The 818-nt window shown below is 51.2% G+C and carries 1 protein-coding gene; it reads left to right on the top strand.

Annotated elements, in window-relative coordinates; all coding sequences use genetic code 11:
- On the top strand, positions 1-818 hold an 818-nt coding region (locus JMX97_RS13640; protein ID WP_201558967.1), incomplete at both ends, for a DDE-type integrase/transposase/recombinase.

The raw sequence follows: 818 nt of genomic DNA, 5'->3' as shown, positions 1-818 counted from the left end.
CGTTTTGGGAGGAGCACGAGGACGACTGACCTTGCTGCCAGAGCGCAAACAATATCTAGCGTGGATACAAGACGCGAATCAGTCAGGTGCTAGACTTAATCTTGCCTGTATTGAGGTGGGTATCAGCATACGCACTTATCGGCGCTGGTACCGCGCGGGTCAGGTGAGCTGGGACAAGCGATTAGATGCCATACGCCCAGTACCGAAGAACAAGCTAAGCGCGTCTGAGCAAGCCGCGATCATTGCCGTGTGTAACCTGCCACGCTTTGCAAGCTTGCCGCCCACCCAGATTGTACCGACACTGCTTGATGAGGGGTTGTATTATGGTTCAGAGTCCACTTTTTACCGGGTACTCAAGCAACACCAACAACTCAATCATCGAGGTCGCAGTATTGCCCCTCGAGTATCAAAGGCACCAAAGACCTTCACAGCGACAGGCCCCTGCCAAGTGTTCTGCTGGGACATCACTTATTTGCCAAGCCCTGTTCGCGGGCAGTTTTATTATCTGTACATGATAGAGGATGTCTATAGCCGTAAGATTGTCGGTTGGGAAGTGCATGATCACGAGTCAGGTGTACTGGCAGCCGAACTGCTACAGCGTACGTTAATCAGTGAGCAGTGTCTGCATACAGGCGTGGTACTGCATTCAGACAATGGCGCACCCATGAAAGCACAGACCATGCGTATGAAGGCGTATGAGTTAGGGGTACTCACTTCATATAGCAGACCGAGGGTGAGTAACGATAATCCGTTTGCAGAGTCGCTGTTTAAAACCTGTAAGTATCGCCCTAATTGGCCAACACAAGGCTTTGAAAGCC

This window comes from Psychrobacter sp. 72-O-c, assembly GCF_904846605.1.
Lineage (GTDB): Bacteria > Pseudomonadota > Gammaproteobacteria > Pseudomonadales > Moraxellaceae > Psychrobacter.
The sequence above is the reverse complement of the archived record's forward strand: the minus strand, read 5'-3'. Positions and strand labels throughout refer to the sequence as shown.